The following is a 23,267-nucleotide window of genomic DNA, read 5'->3' on the forward strand; positions in this document are numbered from 1 at the left end:
CATTGAAAAGGTATTTTGGTCATGATTTACTTTAACGAAGCATAAAAGGAGGTCAATCACAGTGGAATATGCAGTACTTTTTTTCTTCTGTCTTTCTATCGCTTTTCCAATCATTCATTCCTTTAACTGCCTTCCCTTATTTAAAAAAAGGAAAAAACGGTATCGGCCAAAACCGATTTTTGAAAAAAGTGTCAGTGTACTCATTCCTTGCTACAATGAGGAGAAAATTATTGCAACATCCGTTGAAAACATGAAAACCTTAACCTACTCTTCGTTAGAAATCATTTATATTAATGACGGTTCAACTGATGCTACACTTGGAAAACTTAATGAGCTATTAAAACTAAAAGAAAGCTCAAAACTCCCGCTCAACCACCTAAAACATAAGAAAGTGATCGAATTTTACAAGTCCGAGCTTTATCCGAATATTTATGTGCTTGATAAAACGAACGGCGGAAAGGCCGATGCGCTCAATGCAGGCATTGAGTATTCTAGTAATGAACTTGTTGTAACACTTGATGCAGACACAATAATGACAGACCATTCCCTGCCGGCCATCAATGAAACTTTCGAAGAGCAAAATGTGGTCGCTGCCGGCGGCATGGTGCATGTACTTCAGACAAAAACGAAGAATCCATTCTCAGGGCTGACATTACGTGGGACGAACCTGCTGATTCGAGCACAGGCGCTTGATTTCCTCCGGGCCTTTTACATTACGAAGGTCTCCCATGCAAGGTTTGGAGCGCTCTCAATCATTTCAGGTGCATTTGGTATTTTCAGAAAGCAGGTCCTGCTTAGTGTCGGTGGCTATCGTACGACGATTGGAGAAGACATCGATATCACTCTAAAGATTCAGCGCCACATTTCTGGTGATAAGAACAAAAAGGTTACTTTCATACCTGATGCCGTATGCTATACCGAACTTCCTGAAAACCTATGGGATCTGTTCAAACAGCGGGTCCGCTGGCAAAAAGCATTCATTGACTGTGTCATTCATTTCAGATCATTCCTTGGAAAAAATCTATTTACGAGTTCTGTTTCCTTTTTCTATATTTTTGAAGCTTTTATTTCCGGTACACTCGCGGTTTATTTTATGACCAGTATCTTTGTCGTTGACGGATTCGCCCTGCACTCGTCCGTTCTTGAATATGTACTCATCTATGTTTTGTACATCTTTATTTTCGGCCTTGTATACGATATGGTGGCCATCGGAATGGGAGAATATCATGGCTACGCTTTTCAGGAAAAAGACACATACCCCCTTTTAGCAACTATTCTTTTTGATATCTTTATTTTCAGGATAGTGACAATGGTATGTGTTGCTTATGGAAGCATCGCCTATTTCTTCAATCGGGACTGGAATAAAGTATCTAGAACAGGCCGTGAATACCAGGCAGACTCCCGCCCTGCCGCATAAACACGCTTTATCCCAAATGTTTTCTTGAAAGATTTGTGAACGAGGCAAAAAAATTAGCACATATTAGTTTATTTTGACTGATAAAGAGGAATAAAGTATCAGGAAGAATTTTTCCATATTCTAAACGTGCAGGGCAGGGTTAACTTATGCTAAAAAAAACAGAGGTAATGCTGTTCATGAAGGAAATCGCCATGCTTACGGATGAATATTTACGTTGCAGAGATCGGTTTCTGAAGGAACAGATAAAAAATGATATCGATTTTCTGCATTCAGTGATTCATTCATAATTTCATTTGTTCATGATGAACACTGTTTTGTTCTTTACTTTTCACTTGTGTCTGTGTTTGAAATTCCACCCATAAAAAAACCCAGAGAGCCGTTTTTTGCTCTCTGGGTTTTCTTAGTTTTTAACGACCGTGCGTTCAATAAGAAGTTTGATCGCGTGCAGCTGTCCCAAATGATTGGATTCATGAAAAACAGCCATGTTTGCTAGTTCACGGAATGTTTCCAGACCAAGGAACGGCTTTTTCAATTTTTCATCCAGTGCTTCTTCCGGGATGTCTTTAATTCGTACGAGCTGATCCTGCAGCTGAGTGACCAGTTCTTCAACGGATGGAACATTTCCCTTCCAGTCTGCCGGCTTTGTTCCTTTGCCAAACAATTCTACATAGTTTTCGGACAGATGAGCTGACTTTTTCGGAAAACCGAAAAGAAATTGCTCAGTTACGGTTAAGACATGTCCGATGTGCCAGTGGATGGTATTGTTGAATCCTTCCGGCTGAACATCAGCCATTTCAGCAGGAACTGCGCTGGCATTTTTCAGAAAAAATCCTCTTGTCATTTCAAACTGCTTGTAAAGGTACTGATTCATTATGATCATCTCCTCAAATATCTTTATCTTCTTTTCTACTGTAACAAAAAATCCACTAAAAAAGCAGTACGCTCTTTTTTCAAGATCCCTTGCTGTTTGACTCATTTCTACCCTTTTCTCATCCTTCAACGTACCAAATAGTGCATCCACAAATGGAGTGGACACTCCATACCAGTAGTTTTCATTTTTATAATGATGAAGCGTATGTGTCTTTTTCAGCCACTTGCCGAATCTGGAGTTAGGTTTGATCGGCCGGTGCGCGACATAGTGCTTCCATTCATAAACGAGGAGCATACAGACGAGTCCGACCGCAAATGGCAAGCTGATTAAAATGGAGCCCGTTATAAAATAAAATAGGGCCGAAAGCACAAACAGACTGGGAATGCTGTACCAGATTGGAAGAAAAAGGAGTTTCAGGTCATCTGGAAACTTATGATGATCATAATGTAACCGCTTTAAAAATTTAAGAAACAGAGGATTTTTAGGTGCTTTTAAATGAAATAAAAAGCGATGAGTGAAATATTCACTGAACATAAAGGCAACAAGCCCCAGAAGAAAGCAGAGAACCGCCTGCCAACTAATACCGGACGCCACTACAAAGACAGCCATTCCTAACATAATCAATGACATGACCAAAATGTCTAAATGCAGGAAAAAGTCCTGATACAATCCCTTACTCTTCATCATTTCACCCTCCCGTTTTCCACAATCGCAAACTGTCCTCCATCATTTGCTTCGTAAGGCTCCCTGCGGCATCTGCATCTCTTTTTAAAAATGTATTCAACAGTTCATTATAAAATTTTCTTGAAGCGGAACGATGGAGCGGATTTTCAAAAAAAAAAAGGATTTTGCCAGACGCAGATAAACCTCTTTAAAACTATTAATGATCAGGTGATAGATCGGATTGTGTGATAAGCCCGCATGCTTCTGCTGAAGGTTCCAGTCAAAAGCAGCATATTCCTGGGCATTGTCCTTCAGCTCATCCATATTTTATTTTATAACTAAAAAAGGGCTGTCCAAGAAGTCTGTAAGCTGTTGATTTCCGTTCCAGGGTGCTCGCTTTCCGCGGGGCGTGCGGTGAGCCTTACCGGCGTGAACGCCTACTTTTTGGCGCTAGCGCCTGCGGGAGTCTCACCTGTCACGCTAGTCCCGCAGGAGTCTCGCACCTTCCACTTCAATCAACTTTTCATTGAAGATTTTCAAGCCAAAAAGGAGCTGCTGAAGGTCAATTTTCGACTTTCAGGACAGCCCCNAGGAGTCTCGCACCTTCCACTTCAATCAACTTTTCATTGAAGATTTTCAAGCCAAAAAGGAGCTGCTGAAGGTCAATTTTCGACTTTCAGGACAGCCCCTTCGCACATTCATAAATGAATTTTACAGTGATTTTAAAGCATCATCTACTTGCTGATCACCCTCAAGAATTTCAAAGATTTTATGATTTGCATTTTCAAGATCCAGGGATGCTACTATCACTTTGGCTACATCGGCGCGGGCAATACTCCCACTCCCCAAGTTCCGACCAATATTAATTTTGCCTGTTCCTTGTTCATCGGTGAGCGCACCTGGCCTGACGATCGTATAATGGAGCCTGCTGGATTCAAGCCGGTCATCCGCTTCACCTTTCATCTCTAAATAATGCTGCAGCTCTTCCGGTCCTTTCTCTGGAGTTCCTGCTCCCATGCTGCTCAGCATAATAAACCTTCTCACCTTTTGTTTTTCAGCTTCTTCCATTATGTTGATCGCACCATCCCGATCAACTGCTTCCGTTTTATCCGGACCCGTTTTCGAACCGGAACCAGCTGCAAAAATAACCGCATCACAGCCTTTTACTGCTTCAGAGACATCTCCTTCGAGATCAGCGAGCACGATTTCGGCTCCTAGATTTTCCAGATCAGGGCCCTGTTCCTTCTTCCTGATCATCGCCTTGGCTTCATGTCCTGCTTTTTTTAGTTCCTGCAGAATTAATCTTCCTGTTGTTCCGTTTGCTCCTGCGACTAATACTTTCATTTTTACAGCTCCCTTCCCGCTTACTATTAACGATACTTACCCTCTTCAAACCTAACTTAGTCTGTATTTTTCTCATTTTCAAACGGGAATATTAATGCTCCATTCCCTCTCCTGTTTTTGCAGAATTTTCGATATAAAAAGATAAATTATTACAAATAAATTTCTTTTTGCCTCTATATGAGTAAAATGCTAGAATTGTGGTATAAACATATATATCCATACGGAGGTGGTCCCGTCATGGTTTCGTTAGTCAATCACGTTTGCCGGCAGCGTTCCTGGTCAGTTGGACAGAAAGAGATTTTAGGTAAAGAGTTTGAATCTGTAGTAGGGGCTTTGCAGAACTGCCATGAAAATGAAGCAGTCGTATGCAGAGTCGATGACGATTCCGTCTGCGTTACAAATATCGACAATATTCACGAGCTTGAGGAAATTGGCTATAAGGTCGTAGCTACCAATTAACACACCCGAACAGGGTGTGTTTTTTTGTTTAAGCTTGGCATCCAAGCAAAAAGGGGCTGTCCAAGAAGTCTGTAAGCTGTTGATTTCCGTTCCAGGCTGCTCGCTTTCCGCGGGGCGTGCGGTGAGCCTTACCGGCGTGAACGCCTACTTTTTGGTGCAAGCACCGGCGGGAGTCTCACCTGTCACGCTAGTCCCGCAGGAGTCTCGCATCTTCCACTTCAATTAACTTTTCATTAAAGATTTTTCAAGCCNGCTAGTCCCGCAGGAGTCTCGCATCTTCCACTTCAATTAACTTTTCATTAAAGATTTTTCAAGCCAAAAAGGGGCTGCCTGAAGGTCAATTTTCGACTTTCTGGGCAGCCCCTCATGATGTTGGAAAACTGCTTTTAAGGCAGGTTTCATGATGTTGGAAAACTGCTCAGGCAGGTTTCAAGGTATGCAGGTTTTTTGTCAACTTTCTCTCACAAAGGAATCTTGAGGAACCGCAGTGATGAACGGAGAAATCGCTCCGCGGGAAAACAGATACAGTTCGTGCATGGCACGGGTACAAACCGTATAAAACAGCCTGCGATCACTTTCTTTGCCGTATTGCAAATTTGACGCATTGTATACCAGAACCGCATCGAACTCGATCCCTTTAGCAAGATAAGATGGAATGATCAGCGTATCCTGCTTGAAAGAAAAAGAATCTTTCTTCATGAGTTCTACATGAACCTGGTCTTTCAGGCTTTCGTAAGCTTCCTCACATTCTTTCGCGGTCTTGCATATCACAGCGATCGTCTTTACCTGTTTATCCTGCAGTTTACGGATCGTACCTGCAATGGCTCGAGTATGGTCCTCTTTCTTTTCGTACTGTTTCAGCACCGGCTTTTCTCCATCACGGTTAAAGGGAATGATGGATTCCTTCTCATTTAGCATTTCCCGTGTAAATTCAACGATCTGTCTTGTGGAACGATAGCTTCGCGTTAAAATAATGCGTTCTGTATGGTCTTTTCCATAACGCTCATACAGCATCTGAAACGCATCACCCGTGGAATGGGCATAAATCGATTGATTGAGATCACCCAAAACGGTCATTTTGCTTCGTGGAAACAGGCGCTGAATGAAGGCAAACTGAAACGGAGAATAGTCCTGTGCCTCATCTATAAATACATGGCGTACTGCCGTATTGGTCTGAAACCCTTCCAGCCGTTCTTTTAAATATAAGTAAGGAGTTGCATCCTCATATAAAAGTTCTCCATTGCTTAATGTTTCAGCAGTCAGCCTGGAGATTTCTTTCCAGCTGCCAGGAAGCAGATACTTCTCCTCCCTCTCCCAGGATAACCCCTCGCCTGTAAACAGCCTCATGTACAGCGCCTTAAGATTAATAAACGTTAAGGACTTGATCCTCTTTTTCAATGGCTTAAATGCTTTGGAAACCACATACGCCGATAACAGTCTCTGCTCCTGTTCAAAATCATTAAACGAATCTTCCGTGTATTGCTTTTTCTTCATTAGTTTTTGATAGAGCCTGACGTACACTTCTTTATCGAGCAGCTGTATTTTTTCTTCCACCCACGGTTCTTTCCGTTCGGTCTTTTCCCGTTTCCTGACCTCACTCACGAGCCATTCGGATACGAGCTTCATGCGGTTCGGAATGGAAACCGAAGAGGAGTAAGAATAGAATTTTTCTTTGATCTGTTCTGCTGAGACCAAGACTCTCCCTCTAAATGAAACAGATTTAAAGAGCATATCCTCATTGCGCAGATGAGTGATATACGCTTCAATCACGTTCATGAAATCAAGCGACGCTTTAAAACGGATGCCCTCCAGCCTGACTTTGTGATCCGGATGGTCTTCCTCAGTAAGTACGGCCTCCATCTGTTCCAACGGATCTTCAAGATCGTAGGAATCACCAAGATGGTGATACACGTACTGCTGAAACGTCGTCTGCAGCATATTTTCTTCACCCAGCTCAGGCAAAACGTTTGAGACATAGCTGTTGAACACGTTGTTGGGAGAAAAGAGTACGATCTGGTTGGCCGAAAGTGTTTCTCTGTATCGATATAAGAGGTAAGCGACACGCTGAAGGGCCGCTGACGTTTTTCCGCACCCGGCAGCTCCTTGAACAATCAGAAGGTTCCCCTTCGTATTCCGGATAATTTGGTTCTGTTCTTTTTGGATAGTGGCCACGATGCTTTTCATCTGAGGATTAGCCTGCCGGCTCAGTACTTCCTGCAGCAATTCATCGCCAATGGTCACACCCGTATCAAACATGCTCTTGATCTGGGCATTCCGGATGATATATTGCCGTTTCAGCTCCATCTCTCCTGAAACGGTACCTTCTGGCGCCTCGTATTCCGCTCTTCCAAGTGAATGGTCATAGTATAGACTGGAGATGGGCGCCCTCCAGTCATACACTAGAAATTCATCAGCCTTTTCATCATAAAACGAAGCGATTCCGAGATAAATTCGATCTGTCTTGGCATCCTTCTCTTCTTTAAAATCTATTCTTCCGAAGTAAGGGGAGTCACTCAGTTTTACAAGGCTTTTTTTCTGGTCTTCAGCGTTTTTATGGCTGCGTTCCAATTCAGACAGCAATTCCGCCTGCTGCTTAATACTGGCTGCGGTTTCTGCTGCCTCATGCGCATCATCAAAATTGACGGTCACATCTTCCCAGAAGTCTTTTCTGATCTGGACCACATCTTCTTTTTTCCCGCCAAGATGCTCCTCAAGAACATTCATTTTCTTTTTTACTTGATCAACAACCGAATTAACGCGTTCCTGTTCTCTTTGCCATTCTGTTTCCCACTGGTTCATAACCCCTCTCCTTTATCTGCAAATTTCCATGCTAAAATTCTTGACAAAACAACCACTTACCTATTATAATAAATTTGGGTAAATTTAATCTTATATTAACAATTTTCGGTAAGTCGCAAACTTCATTTTAGCACACCGGCTGTACGTCAAGCAATGCTTTTTCTAAATAATTGAGTAAATAAAACTGCTAAAGAGCCATGGGAACGTTCCTGGCTCTTTTTTTTGTGTCAACTCCTTTGTTTACCACCTCAGCACCTCTTGTAATCTAGTACCATTTAGGCAATACCTATGGTCCATTGAGTGCCTGAAAGATTATGAATATACTTAATTTTACAAATAAATATAAAAAATTACAGGAGGGGACGACAATGATAAGGGATAATTTTAAACGCTGGCTTCCGCTGGCCTTGGTAACTGCTGTCGGGCTCGGAGGCCTTTCAACCTCAATGCATGGTGATGCCAAAAACCTTAATACAAAAAAGGAACCGGAAATTAAGAATGTGATCTTTCTGATCGGTGATGGTATGGGGCCTGCGGCTACAACCGCAATGCGCTACTGGAAAGATGATCTGAATACGGTTGAAATGGAGAAAACAGCATTTGACCGCTATTTTGTCGGTAAACAAATGACCTATGCTGATGACCCTGATGAGAACATAACGGATTCAGCTTCTGCTGCCACAGCCATGTCGACTGGGGAAAAAACGTACAATGCGGCCATTGCTGTTGACAATGACAAATCTGAATTGAAGACTGTCCTTGAGGCCGCAAAGGCTCGCGGTAAATCTACCGGACTAGTTGCTACCTCAGAACTTGCCCATGCTACCCCCGCTTCTTTCGGTGCCCATGACCCGAGTCGAAAAAACATGAACGAGATTGCCAGTGACTATTTTGATGAGAAAATTAACCGCAAACATAAAGTGGATGTGCTCCTCGGGGGTGGTTCAGCCAACTTTATCCGTGATGACAGAAACTTGGTGAACGAGTTCAAAAATGCAGGCTTTAGTTATGTTACAACTAAAGAACAGCTTCTTCATAACAAGAACGAACAGATCCTGGGTCTTTTCGCTAAGGGCGGAATGCCTAAAATGATCGACCGCAATCATGACCTCCCTTCCCTGAAAGAGATGACCAACTCTGCGATCCAGAGGCTTGACCGGGATAAAGACGGCTTCTTCCTGATGGTTGAAGGCAGCCAGATCGACTGGGCGGAGCATGATAATGACATCGTCGGAACGATGAGCGAGATGCAGGACTTTGAAAAAGCCTTTCAGGCTGCTGTCCAGTTCGCCAAAAAGGACAAGCATACACTCGTTGTCGCCACAGCAGACCACTCAACCGGTGGTTTATCAATCGGAGCGAACGGCAAATACAACTGGTTCGCTGATCCGGTTAGAGCCTTTAAGCGCACACCTGATTTCCTCGGTGAAACCATTGCATCAGGAGCTGATGTGGAACAAACACTGCAAAAATATATAGATCTTACGTTAACCGAGTCTGAGATCCATAGTGTAAAAGAAGCTGCAAAAACAAAAGATATGGTTAAAATCGATGCTGCCATCGAAAAAATAGCCGATCTCCGTTCCAACACAGGCTGGACAACCACAGGCCATACGGGCGAGGATGTTAACGTTTATTCGTACGGACCAGGCAAGGAGAAGTTCGCCGGGTTAATCAACAATACCGATCAGGCGAAAAACATCTTCAAAATCATTCATACAGGGAAATAAGAAAAGTCCTGTTCAAGTCCGACAAGCGCTGGAACTCTTACGCAGCAACACGCTTTTTGTGTTGAGGTTGAAAGAGTGAAGCGACCAAAGACGAATTGTGATTTTTCATTTCGTCCTCCGAGGACTTATGTTGAAAATGGTACTTCCGTTTTCAACCCTGGGCGCTGGAGCTAGACATTACAACCATGAATATTCGAAGAGTAAAACGCCCTGCGATTCTTCGCCGGGCGTTTTTGCTTTTCTTTTATTGTTTCGGCTTGTCATAGATGTTAAAGCCGCTTTCACTTGTTCCGCGAAACGTAAAGCCAGCATCGCTGTAGAACCGGTTTAAGCTTTCATTGCTGGCAATGCAGTCCAGGCGGATGACGGATTTTCCGTTAAACGAAATGCCATTCGTTACCCAGTACAGGATATCCGCCCCCAAATTTTTTCCAGCGGTGTTTCGGTCAATCGCCAGACGGTGAAGGTAGATCGCTTCCTCAAGATCATCTCCCCAAAGCTCAAGATCCCAAGCACTCGCCTTCTGAGGGAGCATGACCACCCCTACCATTTTATTTTCTTTATTTTTAAAAACGAACACGTCTCCGTCTAAAATAGATTGAGCCATTCCATGAACATCGTTACCTTCAAGCAGCTCGCTCCACTGCGTCGATCCTTTGCTCTGCAGCCATTGTGCTGTCCGGACAAGCAATGCCATAACTTCCTCTGTATCCCCTGCAGCAGCCTGGAACGCCCGGACTTCATGATTGACTGCTGGATTTGTAATGTTAAAATTCTTCAAGCTGATCCTCCTCATTCCGCATTCCTTTTTAAATTATCAACGATTCGGTAAAAAAACAACTAAATGACATAGGAAAAGCAGCAGCGCTTTTTAATAAGCACCGCTGCTTTTAGAACATTATCGATGTTTCAATTTATAAATCAGACTGGCGACAAGAGCAGACGGCAGATTAAAAAGGTTGCCCTGCACATGATAATGAAGCTGCTCTTCCTGTACTGGCATTTGATCATACATTTCCTGCTGGCTTAACGATATGTTTCGGCTCCGCTCTTTCATCCCGGAAATATAGGAATATTGAATAGGAATCATAATGATAAAATACAGAATGGCAATAGCTCCGAAAAAGATATACGCAGATGTCATGAAACCCCTCCTCTTTTTCCATATTATAACATCTGTTTCTTTTCAGTACATTTTCTTTTCTTATTGCACAGCTTGTATTGATGAAAGATCGATAAAATTCACTTGGTTTTTACCTGATTTTTTTGAAAGATATAACGCCTGATCTGCCAGCTTCATCACATCTTCAATATCTTCACCGTTCATGGGCCAAACTGCACCGCCAATGCTGCAGCCGATTGTTAAACTGTTTCCATTGAACATAAAACGTTCATTAAGCACACTGATGATCCTGCTCCCGATCCGCTTCCCTTCCTCAATCGGTTCACCTGATGAAGATTCGATGAGAAGAACAAATTCATCTCCTCCCAATCTGGCGGCATACTCACCTTTCCTCAGGCTCCGTTTTAACCGTTTTCCTACCTCCTTCAGAAGTTCATCGCCGATATGATGGCCGTATGTATCATTGATATACTTAAATCCATCTAAATCCATAAACAGAAGAGTGAAATACCCGTCAGCAACCACCCTTGCACTCCGGATAGCCTGTTCAACCTGCAAATAAAGGGAGAGGCGGTTCGGCAGTCCAGTCAATGCATCGTTATGCGCCAGATCTTCCATTCTGCCAAGCTCTGATTCTGTTTCACTTAATGAAGCAACAAGATTTCGAAGGGAAGACGAAAGAACCTCGATGTCCTTTATCCCTCTCACTTGCGGAATCTCTACTTTATTTCCTTTACGAAGTTCATAGGCTGCGTTTGTAATTTGCTGCAGCGGACCTGCAATTTTCCCTGCGAGCAGCCAGCCGGCAATTGCGAACAGCACTGAACAAATACCTCCAAAAAACAAGATAAAGGACTGGAGGTTTTTTGCAGGAATAAATGCAGCATCTTCAGACTGCCTGACAATGATAGCCCAACCGAGGCCTTGATAGTCCAAATGACCCTGTCCCAATGCATAACCGGTTAAATAAGTTTTTCCATCCGGCCATCTCTCAAGGTTCCAATGATTTTTCTTTTGCTGTGCCTGTTTTACACTTTTAAGATGCAATGGTTTTCCAAGCAAATGCTTTGGACCGAGAAGGATCGTGTTCTGTTTGGCGCTGACAATGAAAATTTCAGTACTGCCCCTCTCACTTTTCATAGGCTGCAATACAGTATCCCGGATCTCTTTTGACCACTCCCAGCTCAGGTGTGCGGCCAAAACCCCTTTGAAATCGCCGTTTTTCCCATATACAGGTGTGCTGATATCCACGAACTGCACCGGCTCACCGGACGGATTAGGAAGCAGCTTTGCCAGAAGAACCGCATCATGGACATCTCCTATGAAAGGAGCCTTTTTCGCTCGCTGGAATACAGGGCGTTCCTCAATGTTTTTACCTTTTAAAATTCCTTGTGTGGATGCGATGACATTTCCTTTTTTATCGGTCAGACCAATCCATGAAAACGAGGGAATGCTGTCATGCAGACGATTTAGCATTTTTTCAATGCTTTCCGGGTGCTTCTGTTCTTTAAGCTGATCGAGTTCACTCAGCACTTTAATCTCACCATAACGCGACCACATAAAGTAATCCAGCTTATCAGCCATCTGATAGGCGTTCTGTGACAGCGTTACTCCAATTTCCTTTTTAATATCAGCTCCCGACCTCTTGCTGATGGTGATGCTTAAAATGCCCGACAAAATAAAAATCAAAATAGCAATTGTTAGTGCGACTAGTGTTCTTAGCTTAATAGACAACTTGGTTTGCTCACTTTCTACAACAAGTAAAATACTATTCTAATATCGGCAGAAAATCTTTTTGTTGCAGTTTCTTTACGTAATTTCTATGGATTAGCCTACAGCAAATTTGGACAAAAATGAAACTAAACTGAAGTAGAGCCGTATAGTTAGGAAAGGAGTTGATTTTTCATGTTAAAAAAATTATTGAAATCATTACTTGGCGGAAGCCACAAACGATACAGCAGCAGTGATTATCATAAACATTCATATAAGAAGTTCAGCAGCAGCGACCATGGGAAAAAACATTACGGAAAAAGCCATGGTCATTCTTATTACAAAGGAAAACGCAGAAAAAGCGGCTTCTTCAGCAGCTGATATCCATGATGTTTCATTGGGCAAAGGATCTGTATCGGCTGATCCTAGACCGGCCGCTTAAGCCGGGCACTATCCTATTTGGCCGTTATCGGATCAATAAAATGCTAGGCATGGGGAGTTACGGAATAACGTATACAGCTTTAGATAAGGATTCCGAAAAAACAGTGGCGGTTAAGCAGCTGAGGAAAACAAAGGCTTGGACAAAAGCTGGCCGGCAATTCTTTGAGCGGGAGACGAGAATTCATAAGCAGCTAAAATGTCCTTCCATCCCTTCTGTTCATCAAGCAGGGCAGGATAAACGGGGCCGGTTCATTGTTATGGATTATGTTTCCGGAAAAACGTTTGAGGATTTAATTTTTGAAGAGGGCATTCGCTATACGGAGGTGGAAGCTCTTGCCGTTTTGAAAGAGGTGCTGATCATTATCAGTTCCTTCCATGAAAAAGGAATCGTTCATCGGGATCTCCGTATTCCCAATATTATTTCGGACCATGGAAAATTGCACATTATCGATTTCGGTCTTGCTTGCAGGCTTTACAGAAAACAAGAACACCATAATCAGCGCAAGACAGTTAATAATCTGATGCGAGAGGTATCTGTCGAAAGTGACTTTTATGCTCTTGGCCACTTTCTCCTGTTTCTGCTCTATTCGAATTATGAACCTGATACAAAGAAAGAAAAAAGCTGGGAGGAAGAGCTTACATTGTCTCCGGAAGTCCACAGACTGATAAGAAGACTGCTTCAGATCGACGAGAGCTTCAGGTCTGCAGTAGAAATCATTGATGAAATAAGCTTTCTGCTGCCCGAAAACAAACGTGAAATGAAAACGATATAAATAAAGGAGAACTGGTCTCAGTTCTCCTTTTCTCTCTGTTCACTTTCTTCCAATCCTTGAATAATTTAGTGTGACGTTTAAATGACAGGAGTGTTCATATGCTTCCTCTTTTTGATGATCAGCACCATCATTGCGGATGGCTTGATCATGGGAGAATACTTGATTTATACGGGCGAGTTGCCGTAGCTGTGCCGGCTGTACCAGGGGTCCCTGCCGTTCCTGCTGTTCCTGCGGTGCCTTTCACGACGGCTCCTCATCCTCCCGTGCCATTATCCTTCTCTTCTCCTTATTCATTTCCGCATTATTCATCACCGTACTATTCACCCTACCCATCTCCTTACTCCTACTCCATCTCCTATCCGTTTCCGCCATGGCCGCCATTATCCTCCTTTCCAGGCTGGCTCACTCCCTATTGATTGCTGCTGATTGCAATGAGAGCTCCATTCGCTTTGTTGTTTCGAGTTCTACGATTTCACCCGATGTTACGGGAATGGCGCGGCGAAACAGCGGTCCACAGTATACGTAACTGTGGTATTCGCCCGCCTCCCCCATCGGACAGATGCCGGTTTCTTGTATATCGTTTAAGAACGAAGCATCTATTTCTCTTCCCAGCCACTTCTCTTCAAGATGCGCGTTGGATACTCTAATAATTTTAGCTTTATATCCAGACTCAACGAAATTTTTTAATGCTGAAGGTGCTTCTTCTTTTTTCATCCATAGCGGGTAAACGGCTTCGAGACCCGTTTGTTCGGCAACGTTTTCGCCCCATTGTCTGTGTTCATCCAAATACAGGTCACCGAAAGCCACTCCATCCAATTTGTATTTTTGTTTGAAGGATTTTAGCTCTGATATAAAATTAGCTGTGTATGACTCGAAGGAACACGGAATCCATTCAAGCGGAATGCCGAGTGCATCAGCCTGGGCCTGAATGAGTTCTGTTCTCTCTCCATGTCCAAACGTTCGGCCGATTTCTTTCGGAAGGGTTGTCATTAGACATGCCACTTCTTCTCCTTGTTTCACAAGCTGATCAAGCACCATGCACGCATCCTTTCCTCCACTCCATGAGAGCGCCCATCTTTTAGCCATTATGATTCCTCCTCTATTATTTGGAAAACTATTCCTTAATTAACTGATATCGTATATAATTTGAAAAAAATCTAAAAAGGGGGCTGTCCTGTATGAGTGATTCCTGTTTTATATGCAACAAGCACAAAGGTACGATAAACACAGCCGGAAAAATGATTTTCGAAGATGATTATGTATACATCGGACATATCGATAAAGGCTGCAACCCGGCTTATCTCGGCTATGTCATGATTGATTTAAAGCGCCATGTGCCTACATTGGCTGATATGAACCTGGAAGAAGCAAAGTCTTTTGGGATGGCCATGGCAAGGATCAGCAAAGCCCTCAAAAAAAGCGAAGGAGCCGAACACATTTACGCCCGTGTTTCCGGACATGGTGTTCCTCATCTTCACATGCATCTTACTCCCCGCTATCCCGGCACACCTGAAGAGTACTGGGGACCATGGGAAGTATTAGACTGGGAGAACGCTCCGTACGGCACCGGAGAAGAAGTCGATGCGGTGTGCGAGAGGCTGAGAGCACATATGGAGATGGATTATGAAACAGTTAATGAATGAAATAAACTGGGTCGGCAGCTCTCATACTTATATTGATCAGCCTGATATCTCTTCCCTTCATCATATCACGGTCGGAAGATATGGTGGAAACTCTCTTTCCGGTGCCAATAAGAATGAAGACGGATGCCTGGTATGGGCTTGCGAAAAGGGAGATTGGGAGTTTGCCGTCATCCTGGATGCCCATTATAGTGCAGAGAGTGCCCAGCTTGTCGTTGAAGAGCTGGAAGCTGAAAAAGAGCGGTTGCTTGAAGCGGTCAGACTTCAGGCACCAGATTGTTTTACAGAGGTGGAGTCACGCATAGTTTCGTTGTTTAAGAGCGCTGAATTTCGCGGGAAGTGCCAAAGGGTAAAAGGTGAAACCGCCTGCCTGATCGCGTTCCGCAAAGAAAATTATGTGTGGTGGCTTTCAATCGGCGATTGCGTGCTCTATCTGTTCCATCCTGAACTTGCGGACTTTAAGCAGTATCAATTGAATCAGCGGAACTTTTATGAGTGGATCGGGAAGGTGAATACGTTTGAATTGCCTGTTCCCAGTTACAGCTCAGGGGTGCGTGAGCTTCGCAAAGGAAAAACCGTACTGCTTCTTGCTACGGATGGGATGATTGAGTGCCCTGATGCTGGATTTGAGGATGCGGAGAAGGTGTATCGTCAGTTTGCTGATGACAGCATGGTGGAGGAAGGTGTACAGCGGCTTCTGCAGACCGTTGAAACTCATCATGGCCGCGACAGTGCCACATTGATAGCCTGGACAGTACATAACACAGAAGAAGGAAGCGAACCGAGCGACGGGCGTGTCCCGCCGGAGCTGAGAAAAGAATAAAAGAACGTAAAAAACGCGAAAACGCGGTGCCGAATAGTTTAGCATCGCGTTTTTTTATTTCGGGTGTCATATTTTGGGTGTCAGGCACCTTCTTTTGACACTTGTGTAATGCCGGTGCCTGGCACCGTCATTCGGTCCTTGCTCATGAGGAAGACGAACAGGAAGGCAACCGCTGCCGGAATGAGTGCCCACATGAAGGTATGGACGATGGAGCCGGACAAGGCGACGGTGATCTTTTCCAGTATTGGCGCCGGAATCGCCGCCCTCGCCTGTTCAGAAAGAATCTGTCGGGCATCGCCTGCTCCGCTGCCCGGCATCGTTCCTCCCATTCCTTTAAATGTTTCCTTGAGCAGTGATGCCAGGTCGCTCCTCTGAATCGTACCGAAGATGGTAATTCCGAGCGTCATGCCGAGTGAACGGATAAAGTTGCTCGTTGATGTAGCGGATCCCCTCTGATGCATGCCGAAATTATGGATAGCGGCCATGCTGAGAACCGAGAAGGAGAATCCTACTCCAAGACCGACGACGATCATGTACAGCGTTAGTACCAGTCTGCTTGTATCCGGCGTGATCGTGCTCAATAAAGCAAATCCAGCAATCATTATGACTCCAGAAAGGAACATGATGCTGCGATAACTCATTTTAGAAGTAAGGAAGCCTCCGACCTGTGCTGTAACCACAGAACCCAGCATCATCGGCAGCAGGATCAGCCCTGAGTTGGTCGCTGTTCCACCGTACACGCCTTGAACAAAAATAGGAATATAAACGGTAGCAGCCATGAAAGTAGCACCATAAAAGAACGCGACAACAGTGCTCCCCGCAAACAAGCGGTTCTGAAACATTTTAAAGGAGATGATCGGTTCTTCCGCTTTTCGTTCCACTCTCAGGAACAGCAGGAACAGGATAGTAAAGCCGGCAAACAGACTGATGATCTGCCAAGAGTCCCAATCAAACTTCTGACCGCCGATCTCCAGCGCAAACATAAGGCAAACAACTGCTCCAATCAGCGTAACAGCTCCGAGCCAGTCAATTTTTTGCTTCGTATGAACGTGTGATTCTTTGTAGAATAAGCCAACGAATACTAACGCAAGGATTCCGAGCGGCAGGTTAATGTAGAAAACCCAATGCCAGCTGATGTTATCGGTGATATAAGCTCCCAAAAGAGGACCGAAAATGCTGGAAAGCCCGAAGACCGCTCCAAACAGTCCGCCCATCTTTCCTCGCTTTTCTGGAGGAAAGATATCAAAAACAATGGTAAACGCTATCGGAATCAAAGCTCCTCCGCCAATCCCCTGAATCGCCCGGTAGATGCCGAGCTGAAGAATGCTGTCGGCCGTTCCGCATAGTGAGGAACCTGCCATAAACAGGATCAGTCCAAAAATAAAGAATCGTTTTCTGCCGTACATATCCGACAGCTTCCCGAAGATCGGCATTCCTGCCATTTCAGCTACCATGTAAGCAGAGACAACCCATACAAAGCTTTCAAGGCCGCCCAGATCACCCACGATCGTTCCCATCGCAGTAACAACAATCGTGTTATCCATCGATGCCATCAGGATGGCAAGCAGCAGCCCCGCGACTACAAATCCTAACCTGCTCCTTTTTTGACTCATTTTATTTCTCCCTATACACGTTTTAATTTTTCCAATCCCTTATCAAACCCGGCCTTATTGTTATATGCCGCCGAATGTGCTTCCTGAACCATTCCTTGTGTGGTGCCTTTGATTGCGGTTGATAATTCTGCTCTGTTAAGACCTCTGAAATGAGTGCTAGAATTTTATTTTTTATATCATTTCACTGTAGCTGTACCTCTGCTAAACTATTTTTCCGTTACATTCTTCATACCCGCTTATTGTACGCCCTCATTGCAAAGACATAAGCCACAATCATAATTCCAACGCACCAAGCAAGAGCAATCCATATATCATTACCCACTGGCTGACTTGACAACAACGCACGAATGGATTCCACTATAGAGGTTACCGGCTGATTTTCGGCAAAGGCGCGAACTGCCGACGGCATCGACTCGGTTGGTACAAACGCTGAACTGATAAACGGCAGGAAGATTAGCGGATAGGAAAAGGCGCTTACACCGTCCACCGATTTTGCGGACAGTCCGGCAATCGCCGCGATCCAAGTCAGGGCGAGCGTAAACAGCGCGAGTATACCGGCTACAGCGAGCCATGACAGCACCCCGGCCGATGATCGAAAGCCCATAATGAGCGCTACGAGAATGATTACGACTACAGAAATGGCATTGGATACCAGCGAGGTTAGCACGTGCCCCCACAACACGGTGGAACGTGCAATCGGCATGGAGTGGAACCTCTCAAATATGCCCCTTTGCTTATCTAAAAACAGGCGGTAAGCCGTATAAGCTATACCACTCGCAATCGCTATCAGCAATATGCCGGGCATCAGGTAGTTCACATAATTATCCGTACCGGTTTGGATCGCACCACCAAACACATAGACGAACAGCAGCAATAATGCAATCGGCGTGATGCTGACCGTAATGATGGTGTCCATGCTTCGCAAAATATGGCGCATGGAACGTCCAAGCATAACACCCATGTCGCTGAAAAAATGTGTATTCATTGTTACTTTTCCTCCTTTTTATTGATGATTGCGAGGAAGATCTCTTCCAATGAAGGTTGTTTTTCCACATACTCCACCTTTGCAGGTGGAAATAGCTTTTTCATTTCCTCAAGCGTGCCGTTGGCAATAATCCTGCCCTCATGCAAAATGGCAATTCTATCTGCAAGCTGTTCAGCCTCCTCCAAATACTGAGTGGTCAAGAATACAGTCGTACCGCTCTCAGCAAGTTCTTTGACTATCTTCCAAACCTCGATGCGCCCCTCGGGGTCTAGCCCGGTAGTCGGTTCGTCGAGGAAAATAATCTGCGGTTTTCCCACAAGGCTCATGGCGATATCGAGCCTGCGGCGCATGCCACCTGAATAAGTAGACGTCCTGCGATCAGCGGCCTCCAGCAAACTGAACCGTTTTAGCAGCTCATCCGCTACTTGGCGTGGATGTTTAAGGTGCCGCAGTTTGGCAATCATGATCAGATTTTCCCGCCCTGTCAAAACCTCATCCACAGCGGCGAATTGCCCGGTCAGGCTGATTGACTGCCGCACTTCATCGTCCTTTGACACAACCTCGAATCCGTTTACGAAGGCAGTCCCTCCATCCGGTTTCAGCAGCGTGGTGAGGATTTTGACAATCGTTGTCTTACCTGCACCGTTGGAGCCAAGCAGAGCAAAAATATCTCCCTTTTCCACCTCAAAATCTACACCCTTTAGGACCTGAAGCTTCTTGAAGGACTTTTGCAAACCTTTTACTTGAATGGACTTGTTTGGCATATTCTTCTCCTCCTTATCTAACAGTAACCTTTGATAAATCTGCTTCCTTGCCTTTTAGCGCTGCATAGGTCAGTTTATCCTTCATTGCGCCATCAAAACAGATGGATTTAATAGCACGGTAATATTTCTTAGACAAGGTAATTCTCGAAATGAAAGACACATTTTTGAGTGTTGATCCTCTAAACGAAACTTCTTTTATCGCTGCCTTTTCAAGGGTTCCCATACCCGCTTTTGACGGAGAAGCAGTTTCATTCATATAAATTCCTCCTGGCGACTGCCTTCAAATTTTTATCCTCTTAATCTATTTTCCGGTGTTCTTTAACCGACGATCCAGATAGAGCCTTAAACTCTTCATAGTACTCAACCAATCCAATATCACAGCCAGAACCGATCCGTACGAATTTCCCCCGCACCACATCAGCCGTTGTATTTTCCAGAAAGATATCATCACCTTCAATGGTCTTAGCTTCAAGATATCCTTCATTTTTCATGAAAGGCAGGAAGGCGCCTTTCTTTTGGACACGAATTGTTTCTCCGCCCATCTCTTGAACATGGCTCGTGCTGTACCTCAGCTTGACGTCAATAACATCTGCATTCAACAGGCCCGAAACCTCAAAAAGGCCGCTTGATACAAATTCCTCCGCTTCAAGATCCCCTTTAACAACTATACTGCCCTTGAGGTCCACCTTATCCCCGGTAAATCTTCCGGCAACCTCCACCGTTCCTAGGATCTTTGTGTTTTCGATCTTTGCTGATTCTCCGATTGAAAGCGTTCCAAGTACTTTCATGTTTCGCGCGTCCAAATTCTTTTTCACTTCGGTCTCGCCAAAAATTTCAAAAACATCCGCTTTGGCGTTCCCGGACACCTCACTCGATCCGTATGTTTTAAAAAGGGCACATTCAAAATCGTCAGTAATGGTTCCCTCTCCCATAATTTTCACTTTATTGTACAGGCCTCCCGATGCGCTTCCTGAACCGTTCATCATAAGGTTATTTGCTTTCGCCATTGTAATCCTCCTTCCGTTTGTGGTTATATTTTTTTGATTTCTCTTACCTTTGCGTTATCATCCTGATGGAGTGTCCCTTGGTATTCAACCAAATCAATTTCGCAATCAGGGCCGATCGTAACATTGTTCCCCCGAACGACATCCGCCTTTGTGCTTTCAAGCTCAAGGTCATCGCCTTCAATTAGTTTTACTGTCAGCTTGACAGGGAAAAAGGCTTTGAAAAGATGAAAGAAACGCCCCTTTTTTCCTTTTACTTTAATGGACTGTCCACCCATTTCGGTTACAGAGCTATCACCGTAAAGTCTGATATCAATATGATCCGCACTCAAGAGGCCTCCGATGGTAAACTGGCCGTCCGCTTTAAAGGTTTCAGCTTCACAATCGTTTGCAATTGTTGCTTTTCCATTGATCTTGATTTCATCGGCTTTAAGACTGCCCCCAATTTTTCCTGAACCTGATAATTTCATTTTGTTGGTTAGACTGACGCTATCGGACACTGAGCCGTGCCCTTCAATGACAAAATCGTTTCCCTCCACTGCGCCTTTAACTTTTCCGCTTCCGCTGATTTTTGCATCTTGCATTTTTAAATGACCATGTACAGTTCCCGACCCATTGCACTCAAACCGGACACATTCAATATTGCCGTTCACTATGCCTCTGCCATTCAGTTTGACCTGCTCGAAATGTCCTCCATTCGATGATCCGTATCCATTGATGGTGAGATTTCCTTTGATCCCGCTTTTCATAATCATCCTCCATTACAAATTTGTTTTTAGCTCTTCTACACAGCTCGTTACGGAAAACCTAACTGTCACTTTTGATCCCTGGTCAACCATTATACTTTCTGCTCCTGACAGCAGCAGGCATGAAGTAACGCCAAGCTTTCGGATAAACAAAAGTTCGTATCTGCTCTTGCTGAGTGAACCTCGGGCTTCCTTAAGGACTTGAAGGAGCATCTTTCCTTCGTCGAGACTGATGTCTCCGGAAGTCAGCAGCTTATCTAAGATAAACACTTCCAGCAGTTCATCAAACTGAAACTGCTCGATATTTCCATTTTCATTCAAATACAGATCAAGGACCGCTTTCGAAACAATGTTTCGCTGCAGCAGTTCTTCTTTAGTGATTTTGGTTTCCGTTTTTACGGAAGGTGAGAACCGTTCTGCAAGTTCATCGAGCGAAAGCGTTTCCTTCATCGATTGAATCTTGTCGATCCGTTCCAGCACTTTATCCTTCGGGAAGAATGTTTCTTGCCCTGTAAACGTTGATTTACGCACAAACCACTCTTCAGGAATGAGGTTTTTCCTTTTCCAGCGGTACAGCTGTCCATAAGAAATTCCAGCCAAATCCAACAGGTCTTTTTTTGATATCAGTTCATTGATCAAGTTACCGGCCCCTTTCTCTTCTGATATCAATGTAACATAACACTGTTACGTTTGTAAATACAGTATATGTAAATTTATTTTATTGGTGCCAGGCACCGGCTTTTGACACTTGTGTAATCGCAGTGCCTGGCACCAAAAACAACAAAAAGCGGCAGAACATGATATTCTGCCGCTACCCTATTTTTTCATTAAGTTACAAGCGTTCTTTAGCTTCCTGCTGCTTTGTTTTGCTCAAGAGCGGCTGGCTTGATCTGGATCTTTCTTCGGCCATCTTTTTCTTCTGGCACATCCAGCGTTGAAAGATTCCAGTGACTTGGCAGTGCGCCCTCCAGCTCTTTTACATCTTCCGCATTGATTTTCAGTGAAACAACTCCTTCTTCACTGACATCAAATTCATGGCCATCCTTTAAACCAAAGCGTATCTTCAAATAGTTCCTCAATCCATTGATCGTCAGGAATTTAAATTCGTAGCCATGATAGATCGCTGCTTTTACTTCTTCTTCATGCTGTTCAGCATACGAAAACATGTACTCCCAGTTCAAGTTTTCTCCCGCTGGCCGTAAGGCTTTCACATCTTTTTCTTTCAGTGCGCGAAACAGTGTTTCGTTATCCAGTCCGGCTGCTCTGGAAAGTTCTATTCTTAGACCAGCAGGAATCGGCAGCCTGGATATTGTTTTTTTCAATGTGATACCCCCTACTAGAAATAATTTATGAATGCAGACCGTCTTTAAAATATTCGGCTAACGTTTGCTGAAGCGTACCTTTAGTTGCCGCGTGCTCATCAAACGAAACATCCAAATGAATCATTTTCCTGACGAGTTCCGCACGCAGACCCGTAATGACCGCCTCACATCCCATCAATGAAACGCCGCTCAGTACTCTTTGAAAATGGTGGATCACATCAATATCCATATCTGTAATGGCTGATAGATCCATAATTAACGTTCGTATTTTTAAATTCGAAATGTCCGTTAATACTTTTTCTTCAATGGTATGCACACGGTATACATCAATAACCCCGATTAAAGGAAGAACCGCTATATGAGGATTGATCGGTATAATAGGAACCGATAAATGCTCAACCATTTTTCGCTGAGCGTTGATTAATTCATCTTTATAAGCCGAATAGCTTATGAAAAAACTATTAAGAAATTTATCGATGCCGTCATTGATCCGCTTCTCCATCTGAAAAAACGTTTCTCTATAGTCTGAAATGCTGAGTCCATATGTGTTCTGTTGATCATATTCAAACAGATAGTGCCACAGCGTCCTTCTAATTGCATGTACCCACTCCAGTTTAAGAGTAAGGGTTAAAGAATGCTTTGCCCAAGCCACCCCCTCTTGCTGAGCAAAGGAAGTAAGTTCAGTTTCTTTCCTTTCCACGACATACGTTACCAGCTTCTCAGCGTTTTTCAAAAGATCAATATTTCCTGATTGTAAAATATCATTTATTTTCGCTGCGACTTCTACAGCCTCGGATAACAGCTTATTTTGAAAGTCTTCTCTGTGCAGGATGATAAAGTCAGTAATCTTCTTTTGCTCATACTGTTCCATTAGTATTTTCTCCTTCCAAGGATAAGAAATGTTCTCTTTTCTCATTCTTGTAATATAAAAGTATTCCCTTTATTTTTGGGGCATCCTTGCAAAAATTGTCTAAACGAAGAGGTGTCGCCTAAACATTTAAAAAGCTGGTCCGGCTTGTCGTTTTTGCCTGTGCGGAACC

Annotated in this window: 27 protein-coding genes and 2 pseudogenes; 10 read left to right on the forward strand and 19 right to left on the reverse strand. The window is 44.0% G+C overall.

Annotated elements, in window-relative coordinates:
- Positions 1-61 precede the first annotated feature (61 nt).
- Together AR335_RS12415 and AR335_RS24045 are read left to right on the forward strand one after the other, a co-directional pair.
- Positions 62-1,417, forward strand: coding sequence for a glycosyltransferase family 2 protein (locus AR335_RS12415; RefSeq protein WP_062236119.1), 1,356 nt, complete (start codon positions 62-64; stop codon positions 1,415-1,417).
- A gap of 146 nt (positions 1,418-1,563) precedes the next feature.
- The gene (locus tag AR335_RS24045; RefSeq protein ID WP_156418955.1) at positions 1,564-1,704 is read left to right on the forward strand and encodes a hypothetical protein; all 141 of its coding nucleotides are present in this window, start codon (positions 1,564-1,566) and stop codon (positions 1,702-1,704) included.
- A 113-nt stretch (positions 1,705-1,817) separates the two neighbouring features.
- Here the strand turns inward: AR335_RS24045 and AR335_RS23170 are convergent, their stop codons facing one another.
- From AR335_RS23170 to AR335_RS12430, 5 genes and pseudogenes are all read right to left on the reverse strand, one after another.
- Complete coding sequence (locus AR335_RS23170) at positions 1,818-2,288, reverse strand: DinB family protein (RefSeq protein ID WP_082683530.1); 471 nt, start codon at positions 2,286-2,288, stop codon at positions 1,818-1,820.
- A gap of 72 nt (positions 2,289-2,360) precedes the next feature.
- A pseudogene (locus tag AR335_RS12420) lies at positions 2,361-2,972 on the reverse strand (sterol desaturase family protein); the annotation flags it as partial.
- A 4-nt stretch (positions 2,973-2,976) separates the two neighbouring features.
- A complete protein-coding gene (locus AR335_RS25520; RefSeq protein ID WP_369795818.1) occupies positions 2,977-3,072 on the reverse strand; it encodes a hypothetical protein in 96 nt (31 codons plus the stop codon).
- On the reverse strand, positions 3,069-3,275 hold the full coding sequence (locus tag AR335_RS25525) for a hypothetical protein (RefSeq protein ID WP_062236122.1): 207 nt from the start codon (positions 3,273-3,275) through the stop codon (positions 3,069-3,071). The genes AR335_RS25520 and AR335_RS25525 overlap by 4 nt, the downstream gene beginning before the upstream one ends.
- 387 nt (positions 3,276-3,662) lie before the next feature.
- Positions 3,663-4,295 (reverse strand): SDR family oxidoreductase, encoded by a 633-nt coding sequence (locus tag AR335_RS12430; RefSeq protein ID WP_062236125.1) that lies wholly within the window; start codon positions 4,293-4,295, stop codon positions 3,663-3,665.
- Between the two features lie 237 nt (positions 4,296-4,532).
- Here AR335_RS12430 and AR335_RS12435 point away from each other — a divergent pair, with 237 nt between their 5' ends.
- Positions 4,533-4,754, forward strand: coding sequence for a hypothetical protein (locus AR335_RS12435; protein WP_062236130.1), 222 nt, complete (start codon positions 4,533-4,535; stop codon positions 4,752-4,754).
- 79 nt (positions 4,755-4,833) lie between these two features.
- Entirely contained in the window at positions 4,834-4,980 is a 147-nt protein-coding gene (locus AR335_RS24055; RefSeq protein ID WP_156418804.1) for a hypothetical protein, read from the forward strand.
- A 224-nt stretch (positions 4,981-5,204) separates the two neighbouring features.
- Here the strand turns inward: AR335_RS24055 and helD are convergent, their stop codons facing one another.
- Complete coding sequence (gene helD / locus AR335_RS12440) at positions 5,205-7,553, reverse strand: RNA polymerase recycling motor HelD (RefSeq protein WP_062236133.1); 2,349 nt, start codon at positions 7,551-7,553, stop codon at positions 5,205-5,207.
- A gap of 368 nt (positions 7,554-7,921) precedes the next feature.
- Between helD and AR335_RS12445 the strand changes: the two genes are divergently transcribed.
- Entirely contained in the window at positions 7,922-9,283 is a 1,362-nt protein-coding gene (locus tag AR335_RS12445) for an alkaline phosphatase (RefSeq protein ID WP_062236135.1), read from the forward strand.
- 244 nt (positions 9,284-9,527) lie between these two features.
- Here AR335_RS12445 and AR335_RS12450 read toward each other — a convergent pair whose 3' ends face one another.
- The 3 genes from AR335_RS12450 to AR335_RS12460 form a co-directional block, all read right to left on the reverse strand.
- On the reverse strand, positions 9,528-10,064 hold the full coding sequence (locus AR335_RS12450; RefSeq protein WP_082683477.1) for a GNAT family N-acetyltransferase: 537 nt from the start codon (positions 10,062-10,064) through the stop codon (positions 9,528-9,530).
- Positions 10,065-10,181: 117 nt separating this feature from the next.
- Positions 10,182-10,427 carry a DUF3949 domain-containing protein gene (locus AR335_RS12455; protein WP_062236139.1) on the reverse strand — a complete coding sequence of 82 codons (246 nt, stop codon included), beginning with the start codon at positions 10,425-10,427 and terminating at the stop codon, positions 10,182-10,184.
- 60 nt (positions 10,428-10,487) lie between these two features.
- Positions 10,488-12,140 (reverse strand): sensor domain-containing diguanylate cyclase, encoded by a 1,653-nt coding sequence (locus AR335_RS12460; RefSeq protein WP_062236141.1) that lies wholly within the window; start codon positions 12,138-12,140, stop codon positions 10,488-10,490.
- Positions 12,141-12,311: 171 nt separating this feature from the next.
- Between AR335_RS12460 and AR335_RS12465 the strand changes: the two genes are divergently transcribed.
- The 3 genes from AR335_RS12465 (at position 12,312) to AR335_RS24060 (ending at position 13,746) form a co-directional block, all read left to right on the forward strand.
- Entirely contained in the window at positions 12,312-12,497 is a 186-nt protein-coding gene (locus AR335_RS12465; RefSeq protein WP_053355340.1) for a hypothetical protein, read from the forward strand.
- Between the two features lie 5 nt (positions 12,498-12,502).
- Positions 12,503-13,330 carry a serine/threonine protein kinase gene (locus AR335_RS12470; protein ID WP_234293262.1) on the forward strand — a complete coding sequence of 276 codons (828 nt, stop codon included), beginning with the start codon at positions 12,503-12,505 and terminating at the stop codon, positions 13,328-13,330.
- A gap of 98 nt (positions 13,331-13,428) precedes the next feature.
- Positions 13,429-13,746: a hypothetical protein gene (locus AR335_RS24060; RefSeq protein WP_156418957.1), complete on the forward strand. Its 318-nt coding sequence runs from the start codon at positions 13,429-13,431 to the stop codon at positions 13,744-13,746.
- On the opposite strand, the gene AR335_RS12475 is transcribed toward AR335_RS24060, so the two are convergent.
- Positions 13,733-14,416 carry a diphthine--ammonia ligase gene (locus tag AR335_RS12475; RefSeq protein WP_062236144.1) on the reverse strand — a complete coding sequence of 228 codons (684 nt, stop codon included), beginning with the start codon at positions 14,414-14,416 and terminating at the stop codon, positions 13,733-13,735. The two genes, AR335_RS24060 and AR335_RS12475, sit on opposite strands and share 14 nt — an antisense overlap.
- Positions 14,417-14,508: 92 nt before the next feature.
- On the opposite strand from AR335_RS12475, the gene AR335_RS12480 reads away from it, so the two are divergent.
- Together AR335_RS12480 and AR335_RS12485 are read left to right on the forward strand one after the other, a co-directional pair.
- Positions 14,509-14,973, forward strand: coding sequence for an HIT family protein (locus AR335_RS12480; RefSeq protein WP_053355343.1), 465 nt, complete (start codon positions 14,509-14,511; stop codon positions 14,971-14,973).
- On the forward strand, positions 14,954-15,793 hold the full coding sequence (locus AR335_RS12485) for a protein phosphatase 2C domain-containing protein (RefSeq protein ID WP_234293263.1): 840 nt from the start codon (positions 14,954-14,956) through the stop codon (positions 15,791-15,793). Before AR335_RS12480 ends, AR335_RS12485 begins: the two co-directional genes overlap by 20 nt.
- A gap of 80 nt (positions 15,794-15,873) precedes the next feature.
- Here the strand turns inward: AR335_RS12485 and AR335_RS12490 are convergent, their stop codons facing one another.
- The 9 genes and pseudogenes from AR335_RS12490 to AR335_RS12530 all read right to left on the reverse strand — a co-directional run bounded on the left by AR335_RS12490 (position 15,874) and on the right by AR335_RS12530 (position 23,098).
- Positions 15,874-17,406, reverse strand: a complete 1,533-nt coding sequence (locus AR335_RS12490) for an MDR family MFS transporter (protein WP_062236147.1) — start codon at positions 17,404-17,406, stop codon at positions 15,874-15,876.
- A 226-nt stretch (positions 17,407-17,632) separates the two neighbouring features.
- A complete protein-coding gene (locus AR335_RS12495; RefSeq protein ID WP_062236150.1) occupies positions 17,633-18,391 on the reverse strand; it encodes an ABC transporter permease in 759 nt (252 codons plus the stop codon).
- 2 nt (positions 18,392-18,393) lie between these two features.
- Complete coding sequence (locus tag AR335_RS12500) at positions 18,394-19,155, reverse strand: ABC transporter ATP-binding protein (protein WP_062236153.1); 762 nt, start codon at positions 19,153-19,155, stop codon at positions 18,394-18,396.
- Between the two features lie 13 nt (positions 19,156-19,168).
- A pseudogene (locus AR335_RS12505) lies at positions 19,169-19,366 on the reverse strand (pentapeptide repeat-containing protein); the annotation flags it as partial.
- 85 nt (positions 19,367-19,451) lie between these two features.
- Entirely contained in the window at positions 19,452-20,162 is a 711-nt protein-coding gene (locus AR335_RS12510) for a hypothetical protein (protein ID WP_062236161.1), read from the reverse strand.
- A 23-nt stretch (positions 20,163-20,185) separates the two neighbouring features.
- Positions 20,186-20,908 (reverse strand): polymer-forming cytoskeletal protein, encoded by a 723-nt coding sequence (locus tag AR335_RS12515; RefSeq protein WP_062236164.1) that lies wholly within the window; start codon positions 20,906-20,908, stop codon positions 20,186-20,188.
- Between the two features lie 12 nt (positions 20,909-20,920).
- Complete coding sequence (locus tag AR335_RS12520) at positions 20,921-21,544, reverse strand: YhbD family protein (RefSeq protein ID WP_062236167.1); 624 nt, start codon at positions 21,542-21,544, stop codon at positions 20,921-20,923.
- 206 nt (positions 21,545-21,750) lie between these two features.
- Positions 21,751-22,227, reverse strand: a complete 477-nt coding sequence (locus tag AR335_RS12525) for a hypothetical protein (RefSeq protein ID WP_062236171.1) — start codon at positions 22,225-22,227, stop codon at positions 21,751-21,753.
- Between the two features lie 25 nt (positions 22,228-22,252).
- The gene (locus AR335_RS12530; protein WP_053355350.1) at positions 22,253-23,098 is read right to left on the reverse strand and encodes an STAS domain-containing protein; all 846 of its coding nucleotides are present in this window, start codon (positions 23,096-23,098) and stop codon (positions 22,253-22,255) included.
- Between the last annotated feature and the right edge of the window lie 169 nt (positions 23,099-23,267).

The sequence above is a fragment of the Fictibacillus sp. FJAT-27399 genome (assembly GCF_001510655.1).
Classification (GTDB): Bacteria; Bacillota; Bacilli; order Bacillales; family Fictibacillaceae; genus Fictibacillus_C; species Fictibacillus_C marinisediminis.

Excerpts from the sequence above, each read along its gene's own strand:
- AR335_RS12445 (WP_062236135.1), top strand. The coding sequence starts at position 7,922 with ATGATAAGGGATAATTTTAAACGCTGGCTTCCGCTGGCCTTGGTAACT.
- AR335_RS25525 (WP_062236122.1), bottom strand. The coding sequence starts at position 3,275 with ATGGATGAGCTGAAGGACAATGCCCAGGAATATGCTGCTTTTGACTGG.
- AR335_RS12470 (WP_234293262.1), top strand. The coding sequence starts at position 12,503 with ATGATGTTTCATTGGGCAAAGGATCTGTATCGGCTGATCCTAGACCGG.
- AR335_RS12485 (WP_234293263.1), top strand. The coding sequence starts at position 14,954 with ATGAAACAGTTAATGAATGAAATAAACTGGGTCGGCAGCTCTCATACT.
- AR335_RS12490 (WP_062236147.1), bottom strand. The coding sequence starts at position 17,406 with ATGAGTCAAAAAAGGAGCAGGTTAGGATTTGTAGTCGCGGGGCTGCTG.
- AR335_RS12500 (WP_062236153.1), bottom strand. The coding sequence starts at position 19,155 with ATGCCAAACAAGTCCATTCAAGTAAAAGGTTTGCAAAAGTCCTTCAAG.
- AR335_RS24045 (WP_156418955.1), top strand. The coding sequence starts at position 1,564 with ATGCTAAAAAAAACAGAGGTAATGCTGTTCATGAAGGAAATCGCCATG.
- AR335_RS12515 (WP_062236164.1), bottom strand. The coding sequence starts at position 20,908 with ATGAAAAGCGGGATCAAAGGAAATCTCACCATCAATGGATACGGATCA.
- AR335_RS12495 (WP_062236150.1), bottom strand. The coding sequence starts at position 18,391 with ATGAATACACATTTTTTCAGCGACATGGGTGTTATGCTTGGACGTTCC.
- AR335_RS12480 (WP_053355343.1), top strand. The coding sequence starts at position 14,509 with ATGAGTGATTCCTGTTTTATATGCAACAAGCACAAAGGTACGATAAAC.
- AR335_RS12465 (WP_053355340.1), top strand. The coding sequence starts at position 12,312 with ATGTTAAAAAAATTATTGAAATCATTACTTGGCGGAAGCCACAAACGA.
- AR335_RS12455 (WP_062236139.1), bottom strand. The coding sequence starts at position 10,427 with ATGACATCTGCGTATATCTTTTTCGGAGCTATTGCCATTCTGTATTTT.
- AR335_RS12530 (WP_053355350.1), bottom strand. The coding sequence starts at position 23,098 with ATGGAACAGTATGAGCAAAAGAAGATTACTGACTTTATCATCCTGCAC.
- AR335_RS12435 (WP_062236130.1), top strand. The coding sequence starts at position 4,533 with ATGGTTTCGTTAGTCAATCACGTTTGCCGGCAGCGTTCCTGGTCAGTT.
- AR335_RS23170 (WP_082683530.1), bottom strand. The coding sequence starts at position 2,288 with ATGAATCAGTACCTTTACAAGCAGTTTGAAATGACAAGAGGATTTTTT.
- AR335_RS12475 (WP_062236144.1), bottom strand. The coding sequence starts at position 14,416 with ATGGCTAAAAGATGGGCGCTCTCATGGAGTGGAGGAAAGGATGCGTGC.
- AR335_RS12510 (WP_062236161.1), bottom strand. The coding sequence starts at position 20,162 with ATGGCGAAAGCAAATAACCTTATGATGAACGGTTCAGGAAGCGCATCG.
- AR335_RS12430 (WP_062236125.1), bottom strand. The coding sequence starts at position 4,295 with ATGAAAGTATTAGTCGCAGGAGCAAACGGAACAACAGGAAGATTAATT.
- helD (WP_062236133.1), bottom strand. The coding sequence starts at position 7,553 with ATGAACCAGTGGGAAACAGAATGGCAAAGAGAACAGGAACGCGTTAAT.
- AR335_RS24060 (WP_156418957.1), top strand. The coding sequence starts at position 13,429 with ATGCTTCCTCTTTTTGATGATCAGCACCATCATTGCGGATGGCTTGAT.